Source organism: Streptomyces calidiresistens (assembly GCF_014141525.1).
Lineage (GTDB): Bacteria > Actinomycetota > Actinomycetes > Streptomycetales > Streptomycetaceae > Streptomyces > Streptomyces calidiresistens.
The window spans coordinates 1-1,520 of record NZ_VKHS01001063.1; the positions used below are offsets into that span (position 1 = coordinate 1).

Annotated in this window: 2 protein-coding genes; both read right to left on the minus strand. The window is 77.9% G+C overall.

The features are described 5' to 3' along the window. Positions 1 to 191, minus strand: a 191-nt coding sequence (locus FOE67_RS29745) for a hypothetical protein (RefSeq protein ID WP_228474283.1), incomplete at its 3' end; no start/stop codon positions are given. Between the two features lie 2 nt (positions 192 to 193). Continuing rightward, entirely contained in the window at positions 194 to 1,519 is a 1,326-nt protein-coding gene (locus FOE67_RS25435; RefSeq protein ID WP_182667166.1) for an exopolysaccharide biosynthesis polyprenyl glycosylphosphotransferase, read from the minus strand. Between the last annotated feature and the right edge of the window lies 1 nt (position 1,520).

A 1,520-nucleotide genomic window follows, 5' to 3' on the forward strand; every position in this document is an offset into this window, starting at 1 on the left:
GGGGCCACGGCCCCGACCGGGGTCGTCCGCCGGGACCCGGCGGTCTCCCGCCCCGCCGGGACGGGGGCGACGCGGCGGGGGGCGCCGGCGGCCCCCCGGGACCCGGTGATCCGCCCCGTGATCCCCCCGGGGCAGGCGGATCCGGTGGAACCGGCGGAACCGGCGAGCAGCCGACGCAGGAGACGACGCATCCTCAGGCCCCCTTGCACCGCACGCAATCGACGGCGGTCCGGACGAGGATCCGCAGATCCCGCCAGAGCGACCAGGTCTCGATGTAGTGGTTGTCGAAGCGGGCGCGGTCCTCGATCGAGGTGTCCCCCCGCAGGCCGCTGGTCTGGGCGAGGCCGGTGAGACCGACCGGCATCCGGTGGCGCTCCGCGTAGCCGGGGTACGCCTGCCCGAACCGCTCGACGAAGTGCGGGCGTTCGGGGCGGGGACCGACCAGGCTCATCTCGCCCCGCAGCACGTTCCACAGTTGCGGCAGTTCGTCCAGGGAGGTGCGGCGCAGCATCCGTCCGACCCGACTCATTCGCCGGTCGTCGGCGACGGACCAGCGGGTGGCGGCCTCCCGGTCGTCGTCGGGTCGCAGCGTGCGGAACTTGTAGAGGACGAAGGGCCGGCCGTCGCGCCCCACCCGTTCCTGACGGAAGATCACCCCGGGTCCGTCGGCGAGACGCACGGCCAGCGCGCAGCCCACCAGCAGCGGCGCGGCGAGGAGCAGGCCGAGGCTCGCGCCGAGCAGGTCCACCGTCCGCTTCGCGGCGGTCGCGGCGCGGCGGCGCGGGGGCGGGTCGAGGCGGTGACAGGGGTGGCCCCACAGGTGCGCGCCGCGACCGCCGGGACCGACGGGGAGGGGGCGGTGGGGTACCGGATCGACCTCCACCAGCCAGGCGACGCCGCCGCGCTCCCACAACCGGCGCAGCAGGGCCGCGTCGCCGGGACCGGCCGGGTGGTGGGTGAACAGGGCGTCGACCGGCCCGTACCGGCCGATGAGCCGGTCCAGTTCCCGGGGCACCGGCGGCAGCACGGGAAGGTCACCCGGCTCGCCGGCTCCGGGGCCCGGCGCACCGGCGTCCCCGTCCGCCACCCGGGCCACGGGCCGCAGGCCGTACTCGGGGTGGTCGCGGAGCACGGCGGCAATCCGCCGGGCCGCCCGGCCGGCGCCGACCACCACGAGCGGGCGGGGTTCCCGTCGCGCCCGCAGCCCGCGGAGCCGCAGCACGGCGGCGCGCCCCGCCCAAGCGAGCACGGTGTGGGCGGCGATCAGCGCGAGCAGTTGCCGGGCCCCGGGGGCAACGTCGGGGCGGAGCGCGGCCACCAGGGCACACCCCACGCACCAGGCGAGCACCGCGTGCGCGAGGAGACGGGGCAGGTCCTCCAGCGCCGGGACGAAGGGGGCCGGCCGGTGGAGCCCGGCGGCGAGGTGCAGCGCCCCGGTCACCACCACGACCGTCGCCACGACCAGCAGCGCGCCGAGCGGCACGTCGAGCGGGCCGATCGGCGGGAGGGCTGCCGGCAGG